The following is a 587-nucleotide window of genomic DNA, read 5'->3' as shown; positions in this document are numbered from 1 at the left end:
GGCACCGTGAGCACCAACCGGGGATCGGAGGGGTCGGCCTCGATCTTCTCCCGCAACCGCCGGACGTGAACCGTCACCGTCGACGAGTCGCCGAAGTCCCAGCCCCAGACCCGGCGAAGCAGCTCGGCCTTCGTGTACGCCTTGCCCGGGTGCGACACCAGATACGTCAGCAGGTCGAACTCGCGATGCGTCAGCGACAATTCGGACCCGTCGAGATAGGCGATCCGGGCCGCGGTGTCGATCGTGACCGGGCCGGCGCTCAGCTTGGTCGGGGTCAGGTCGAGCCCGGCCAGCCGTTCCTCCCGCCGCAACATCGCCTGCACCCGCAGCGTGAGTTCGCGCGGGCTGAACGGCTTCACCACGTAGTCGTCGGCGCCGACCTCCAACCCGACCAGCCGATCCTCCTCCTCGCCGCGCGCGGACAGCATGATCACCGCCGCACCGTCGTCGGCCGCCCGCATCCGGCGCAGCACCTCCAGCCCGGACAGGCCGGGCAGCATCACGTCCAGTACGACGACCGACGGCTTCCACTGCTGCCACACCTCGACCGCCGCGACACCGTCGGCGACCACGCGGGCGTCGTACCC

The 587-nt window shown here is 70.4% G+C and carries 1 protein-coding gene; it reads right to left on the bottom strand.

Annotation, left to right across the window (positions count from 1 at the left end):
* The coding region (locus tag V9K99_RS42675; protein ID WP_337012810.1) for a response regulator transcription factor at nucleotides 1-587 on the bottom strand (587 nt) is incomplete at both ends.

It is taken from the genome of Kribbella sp. CCNWLW201 (assembly GCF_037203805.1).
GTDB lineage: Bacteria > Actinomycetota > Actinomycetes > Propionibacteriales > Kribbellaceae > Kribbella.
Note: the sequence above shows the minus strand (reverse complement) of the source record. Positions and strands in the feature narration are given on the sequence as shown.